Origin of the sequence: Pseudomonas sp. (genome assembly GCF_030696055.1) — a bacterium.
In the GTDB taxonomy this organism is placed as follows: Bacteria; Pseudomonadota; Gammaproteobacteria; order Pseudomonadales; family Pseudomonadaceae; genus Aquipseudomonas.
The window spans coordinates 1-6,628 of the sequence record NZ_JAUYNP010000146.1; the positions used below are offsets into that span (position 1 = coordinate 1).

At 64.7% G+C, this 6,628-nt stretch carries 6 protein-coding genes and 1 tRNA gene; 6 read left to right on the forward strand and 1 reads right to left on the reverse strand.

Annotated elements, in window-relative coordinates; translation table 11 throughout:
- The first annotated feature begins 340 nt into the window (after positions 1-340).
- Positions 341-1,333, forward strand: a complete 993-nt coding sequence (locus tag Q8Q83_RS08620; RefSeq protein WP_305622879.1) for an NAD(P)/FAD-dependent oxidoreductase — start codon at positions 341-343, stop codon at positions 1,331-1,333.
- 145 nt (positions 1,334-1,478) lie between these two features.
- Positions 1,479-1,790: a YkgJ family cysteine cluster protein gene (locus Q8Q83_RS08625; RefSeq protein WP_305622881.1), complete on the forward strand. Its 312-nt coding sequence runs from the start codon at positions 1,479-1,481 to the stop codon at positions 1,788-1,790.
- A 41-nt stretch (positions 1,791-1,831) separates the two neighbouring features.
- Here Q8Q83_RS08625 and rtcR read toward each other — a convergent pair whose 3' ends face one another.
- A complete protein-coding gene (rtcR, locus tag Q8Q83_RS08630) occupies positions 1,832-3,445 on the reverse strand; it encodes an RNA repair transcriptional activator RtcR (protein ID WP_305622882.1) in 1,614 nt (537 codons plus the stop codon).
- A 280-nt stretch (positions 3,446-3,725) separates the two neighbouring features.
- Here rtcR and Q8Q83_RS08635 point away from each other — a divergent pair.
- From Q8Q83_RS08635 to Q8Q83_RS08650, 4 genes are all read left to right on the forward strand, one after another.
- Positions 3,726-3,798 (forward strand) — tRNA-OTHER (locus tag Q8Q83_RS08635).
- A gap of 307 nt (positions 3,799-4,105) precedes the next feature.
- On the forward strand, positions 4,106-5,251 hold the full coding sequence (locus Q8Q83_RS08640) for a slipin family protein (RefSeq protein ID WP_305622884.1): 1,146 nt from the start codon (positions 4,106-4,108) through the stop codon (positions 5,249-5,251).
- A gap of 60 nt (positions 5,252-5,311) precedes the next feature.
- Positions 5,312-5,674 (forward strand): zinc-ribbon domain containing protein, encoded by a 363-nt coding sequence (locus tag Q8Q83_RS08645; protein ID WP_305622885.1) that lies wholly within the window; start codon positions 5,312-5,314, stop codon positions 5,672-5,674.
- A 47-nt stretch (positions 5,675-5,721) separates the two neighbouring features.
- The coding region (locus Q8Q83_RS08650; protein WP_305622887.1) for an RtcB family protein at positions 5,722-6,628 on the forward strand (907 nt) is incomplete at its 3' end.

Consider the following 6,628-nt stretch of genomic DNA (forward strand, 5'->3'; position numbering starts at 1 on the left):
ATGGCATCGTCCTCGCATGGCCTAAGAACCTGTTTACGATCTGCTGCGCGTCGGCCATCCGGCGTTAAAAACAGCCTCGGAATGCTCATTTACAGCTCGTAAACTGCGCTTCCTCGGCTGTTTTTGCCTTGTCTGGCTCTAGCTCGCGAAATCGTAAACAGGTTCTAACAATAAATAGGCGTGGTTTGAAGATTTATGCCACGCCGTGCCTTTCTTCCGGCAGCTAGTTGTCTTAACTATAGGTAGGCGTGATTGGAACCGACATAGCTTATACATGAAAACAATATTGTATAGCTTTTGTCCAAAGCGTAGCCTAATGCTCTCGAACACGAGGTAAGCCATGACAGCAATCAATCCCATCGCCATCATCGGCACCGGCATTGCCGGACTGTCCGCTGCCCAGGCCCTGCACGCGGCCGGGCACGAGGTGCAATTGTTCGAGAAAAGCCGTGGTAGCGGCGGTCGCATGGCCAGCAAACGCAGCGATGCCGGCGCTCTGGACCTGGGCGCGCAGTACTTCACCGCGCGTGACCGACGCTTCGTCGAAGTGGTGCAGCAGTGGCAGGCCCGCGGCTGGGTCGCCGAATGGACCCCCAGCCTCTATCACTTCAGCAACGGCCAGCTCAGCGCCTCGCCGGATGAACAACTGCGCTGGGTCGGCAGCCCGCGCATGAGCGCGATCAGCCGCGCCATGCTCGGCGCCCTGCCGGTGCATTTCTCCTGCCGCATCACCGAAGTGTTCCGCGGCGAACAGCACTGGCACCTGCAAGATGCCGAAGGCAACAACCACGGCCCCTTCAGCCATGTGGTCGTGGCCACACCGGCCCCGCACGCCACGCCCCTGCTTTCCAGCGCGCCGAAACTGGCAGGCGCCGCCGCCAGCGTAACCATGGAGCCGACCTGGGCGGTGGCCCTGGCCTTCAACAGCCCGCTGGATACCAAGGTTGAAGGCTGCTTTGTGCAGGACAGCCCGCTCGACTGGCTGGCGCGCAACCGCAGCAAGCCAGGCCGCGACACCACCCTGGACACCTGGGTGCTGCACGCCAGCAGCCAGTGGAGCAAGCAGCACCTGGACCTGCCCAAGGAGCAGGTGATCGAACAGCTGCATGGCGCCTTTGCCGAATTGATCGGCTGCGCCGTGCCCGCCCTGGCGTTCAGCCTGGCCCATCGTTGGCTGTATGCCCGCCCAGCCGCGGCGCACCAATGGGGCGCCTTGGCCGACGCCGATCTGGGCCTGTATGCCTGCGGCGACTGGTGCCTGTCGGGCCGGGTCGAAGGCGCCTGGCTGAGTGGCCAGGAGGCCGCGCGGCGCCTGCTCGAACATCTGCAATAAATAGCGCCGCCAGCACAGTCAAGGCCTGAACTGGCGCGCGCAATATCAGCAGAGCCTGCGCACCCGCCAATCGACTGGTATGCCCGCCCCTGCTTTGGTCGGCCCGTTAGCACTCAGGCGCCATGCCTGGCGTACACTGCGCGGCATGAGCCAGACCATCCCCCTCACCCAACTGCCCAGCGAAGCCGCCGTCAGCTGCAGCAACTGCGCGGCCTGCTGCTGCCAGCTGGAAGTCATGCTGATCACCGACACCGGCGTGCCGTCGCGCTATATCGACACCGATGACTGGGGCGGCGAAGTGATGCTGCGCCTGGACGACGGCTGGTGCGCGGCACTGGATCGCGACAGCATGCGCTGCACCATCTACGAGGTGCGCCCGCTGATCTGCCGCGAATTCGAAACCGCCTCCCCCGAGTGCCTGGACGAGCGCAAGGGCATGTCGAGCATCTATCGCTAGGCACTGGCGAGATAGCTCGGCAGGCCGCTGCAAACGACCGGCTAGACAGCCCCCCGCAGCCGCTGCCAATCCAAACCAAAACGCGCCAGGTATTTGCGCAGGCGGTCGGCGTCGTTGGGCTGGCTTTTGCCCTGGCGCGACTGGGCGAATAGCTGGCGGCCGGCATCCGACAGGCTGGCGGACTCACGACAGAGCGCCACCACCCCCGGCAACTGCAGCTGGTCGAACAGGTCCAGTTCCTCCCAGCGCTCGCCCAGCAGCGCCTGCACCTCCTGCTGAATGCCCGGCTGCGGCCGGCTGTTAGCGGCCCAGGCCCGTTGCAGGCGGAGGATTTCCTCGTCCACCTGGGCCTCGTCGATCCGCCCGCTGTCGGCCAGGGTGGCCATGCGCGTGATGGAGGCCGACAGCTCGCGAAAGTTGCCGTTCCAGGCCGCTTCGCGGCTGCTGGCGAAGGCCAGGTAGCGTTGCCGCGCCTGCAAGTTAAAGCGCACCTGGCGGCCCTGCTCGCGGGCATGCCGCTGCAGCTCGAACTCCAGGTTGGGCTCGATATCCTCGCGGCGCCCGGCCAGGCCCGGCAGCTCGAAGGTCCAGAGGTTGATGCGGGCGAACAGGTCCTCGCGAAACAGGCCTTGCTGCACCCGCTCGCGCAGGTCGCGGTGGGTGCCGGCAATCAGCAGGAAATCGCTCGCCACCTCCTGGTCGCTGCCCAAAGGGAAGAAACGCTTCTCCTCGATGGCCTTGAGCAGCATGGCCTGCTCGTCCGCCCCCAGCTCGCCTATCTCGTCGAGAAACAGCATGCCGCCGGCGGCCGCGCGCAGCAGGCCTTCGCGGGCGGCCTGCGCGCCGGTAAAGGCGCCCTTGCTATGGCCGAACAGCGCCGACATGGCACCGTCGCCGCGCAGGGTGGCGCAGTTGACCTCGACGAAACGCCCCTGCAACAGATGCCGGGCGCACTTCAGCTCGTAGATGCGCCGCGCCAGAAAGGACTTGCCCGAGCCCGTGGGCCCCACCAGCAGCATGGGCGCCCTGGAGCGCACCGCCACCCGTTCGATCTGTTCGATGCTGCGGTTGAAGGCCGGATTGCGCGTGGCGATGCCGGATTTGAGGAACGCCAGGGTGTCCTGCTGCTCGCGGCGAAAGCGCGTGGCGATACTGTCGTAGCGCGACAGGTCGAGGTCGATCAGGGTGCAGGTGCCACTGTGGGTCGCCTCGTCCGGGCGTCGCCCCGGCGAGGTCTGCGCCAGGCGCGCCGGCAGGTAGCGCGCCTCGGTCAGAAGGAACCAGCAGATCTGCGCCACGTGGGTGCCGGTGGTGATATGCACCAGATAGTCTTCGCGCTCGGTATCGAAGGCATACGCGCTGCTGAACTCGTGCAGGGCGCCGTAGACCTCCTGAAAGTCCCAGGGGTCGCGCAAGGCCATTGGGTGCAGACACACCTGGGTTTGCGGCGAGATCGCCGCGATATCCTCGCGAATCCGTTCGGCCAGGCTGGCATCCCGGGGGCTGTGGAGCAGCTCGAGGCGGTCGATCAGCAGATCCGCCTGCTGGCACAGGCCGACGCTGGGCCGCCACTTGCTCCAACGATTGGCACCCCGGCCGACCCTATCCAGGGTGGCGCCGACAAAACCTATGGCGACGGTGTTCTTCGTCAACATGACTATACCAAAAGATAAATAGCGATAACTAAAGATAGCAATTTATCGAAACCTTCCCCCACAGCTTTTATCGCCCGCCCAGAATTAAAAATATTTACCTTAATAATTAATAGCTTATAAAAACAAGCAAACAACCAACAGCTTCTGGCACATCTCTCGCACTACCCCTATCGACCGCAGCGCCAGGCAGGCCAACGGGTCGGGAGTCGCATCCCGCCGGTGCCGGGATCCACCTTCGGGTTCGGATGCCCGGTATGCCGCCGCCGCAACGCTCGGTCACTGGCTCGGTAGCTCAGTGGGTAGAGCAGCCTTCCCCGGAAGGTCAGTCGCAGGTTCGAGTCCTGCCCAGCCATTCGATAGCTCAATAGGTAGAGCAGTCTTCTGCGGAAGATTTGTCGCGGGTTCGAGTCCCGCTCGAAAAATGCCCTGTAACGGCAGCTACATAGCACAGCAGTACCAGTCGGCGTGGCAGCGGGAGGACTCGCTGTCGCCGCCGATCCGCCCGGCCCCGCGGCCGAGCGACGGGCAGAGCAGGCCTCATGGCCATGGACGGGCCACACGACCAGGCAGGTCGGGACGCACGCTCACCCCGCCGCCCCACCGCGGACGCCCGCCGGATCGGCGAACGCCGACGCCCAACCAATCAAGAAGGAATTGGCAATGAACCTGCTCAAACGCTTTGTGGTGAAAAAGAACGAACGCGCCCTGCTCTACGCCGAAGGCGACTTCCAGGCGATCCTGCAGCCCGGCCTGTACCGCCGTTTCGATCCACGCAACCGCCTGAGCGTCGAACTCTTCAGCTTGAACAGCCCGCTGTTCGAGCACCGCCTGGCCGGCTATCTGCGCAAAAACGAGCCGGCGCTGGTCGAGCGCTGCTTCGAGCGTTTCGATACCGCCGAACATGAAGCCGGCCTGCGCTATGAGGACGGCATGCTGGTGGAGCTGCTGCCGCCCGGCAGCCGCCGCCTGTACTGGAAGGGCCAGAGCGAGCAGCGCCTGCAGCTGCTCGACCTGAGCCAGGCCTACCGTCTGGATGCCGCCCTGGTCGCCCTGCTGACCCAGCCCGGCCTGCGTAGCCAGAGCCTGCAAGGCCTGGATGCCGTGCTGCTGGCCCAGGTGCCGGCGTTCCAGGTCGGCGTGCTCAAGGTCAATGGCGCGGTGGTCGAACTGCTGCCGGCCGGTCACTACGGCTTCTGGCGCTTTAACCGGCAGATCAGCGTCGAGTTGGTGGATATGCGTATCCAGGCCCTGGAGGTCAGCGGCCAGGAAATCCTCACCCGCGACAAGATCAGCCTGCGCCTGAACCTGGCGGCCAACTGGCATTACAGCGACGTGCTGCTGGCCCATTCGCGCCTGGCCAAACCCCAGGAGCACCTGTACCGCGAGCTGCAGTTCGGCCTGCGAGCGGCGGTGGGTACCCGCACCCTGGATGAGCTGCTGGAGAACAAGCAGCTGATCGACGAGGCGGTGAGCAGCCACCTCGCCGCCAAACTGCCGGGCTGCGGCCTGGAAGTCAGCAGCCTGGGGGTGCGCGACATCATCCTGCCCGGCGAGATGAAAGTCCTGCTGGCCCAGGTGGTGGAGGCGGAGAAAGCCGCCCAAGCCAACGTGATACGGCGCCGCGAGGAGACCTCGGCGACCCGATCGCTGCTCAACACCGCCAAGGTGATGGAAGACAACCCGACGGCGCTGCGCCTGAAGGAGCTGGAAACCCTGGAGCGGGTGGCCGAACGCATCGACCGCATCTCCGTCTTCGGCGGCCTGGATCAGGTGCTGAACGGCCTGGTAAACCTCGCCCCGCGCTAAGTCGAGCGCCTGTCGATACGGGCAGGTGCTCGGCAAAACGAGCAGAAAGGGATGACAATGATGAAAAGCGGAAAACAACGGCGCCGGGAAATCAAGGCGGCCCGCCAATGCCGCGCAGCCAAGGCGCAACAAGCCCTGGCTATTAGCCCGCCGTTGGGTTTTAGGCCCGGCGCGGCGCTAGCGGTGCATCCCGAGCGACTGGCCGCCTATAACAGCTATGGCGAGCCGCCGTTCGTGGCCCGCGGCTGGTACGAGGATCAGCCGTTTCGCTGCCGCGATTGCGGCAAGGATCAAGTCTGGACCGCGGCCCAGCAACAATGGTGGTACGAAGTGGTGCAAGGTTCGGTGTATGCCGGTGCCGTGCGCTGCCGGGCTTGCCGCCTGCTGCGCCGCCAGGGCGGACGGCCCCAGAACACGGCTTGAGCAAGCGCGCCCCATGCGGCCGCGGCAATTGAATAAAGAGAAAGACCATGAAAGACACGAGCTACCAACTGCTGGAAGTCGCCCACGGCAAACCCATCAAGCTATGGACCCAGGGCGTGCCGGTGGAACAGGACGCCAAACAGCAATTGATCAACACCGCCAAACTGCCCTTTATCTTCAAACACCTGGCGGTCATGCCGGACGTGCACCTGGGCAAGGGCTCGACCATCGGCAGCGTGATCCCCACCCTCGGCGCGGTGATCCCGGCCGCGGTCGGCGTGGATATCGGCTGCGGCATGATGGCCGCGTGCACCTCGCTGCTGGCCAGCGACCTGCCGGACAACCTGCACGGCCTGCGCAGCGCCATCGAACGCGCCGTGCCCCATGGCCGCAGCAGCCCCCGCAGCGGCCGTGATATAGGTGCCTGGGACAAGGTACCGAAGGCCGCCGACCAGGCCTGGGCGAGCCTGGCCGGGCGTTTCAAGCTGATCACCGCCAAACAGCCGCACCTGGAGAAAACCAACAACCGCACACACCTGGGCACCCTGGGCACTGGCAACCACTTTATCGAGGTCTGCCTGGACGAGGCCGGGCGCGTCTGGTTTATGTTGCACAGCGGCTCGCGCGGGGTGGGTAACGCCATCGGCAGCCTGTATATCGAACTGGCCAAGGCCGATATGCGCCAGCACCTCGCCAACCTGCCGGATAAGGACCTGGCCTACCTCGAAGAAGGCAGCCGGCATTATCAGGACTATATGGAAGCCGTGGGCTGGGCCCAGGATTTCGCCCGACAGAACCGCGAATTGATGATGCAAGCGGTGATAGCCGCCGCGCGCCAGGTGATAACCAAGCCCTTCGAGGCCAAGCTGCAGGCGGTCAACTGCCACCACAATTACGTCGAGCGCGAGCTGCACTACGGCGAGCGGGTGTGGCTGACCCGCAAAGGCGCGATCC

Coding starts and splice junctions, on each gene's coding strand:
- Q8Q83_RS08640 (WP_305622884.1), top strand. CDS start 4,106: ATGAACCTGCTCAAACGCTTTGTGGTGAAAAAGAACGAACGCGCCCTG.
- Q8Q83_RS08625 (WP_305622881.1), top strand. CDS start 1,479: ATGAGCCAGACCATCCCCCTCACCCAACTGCCCAGCGAAGCCGCCGTC.
- Q8Q83_RS08620 (WP_305622879.1), top strand. CDS start 341: ATGACAGCAATCAATCCCATCGCCATCATCGGCACCGGCATTGCCGGA.
- Q8Q83_RS08645 (WP_305622885.1), top strand. CDS start 5,312: ATGAAAAGCGGAAAACAACGGCGCCGGGAAATCAAGGCGGCCCGCCAA.
- rtcR (WP_305622882.1), bottom strand. CDS start 3,445: ATGTTGACGAAGAACACCGTCGCCATAGGTTTTGTCGGCGCCACCCTG.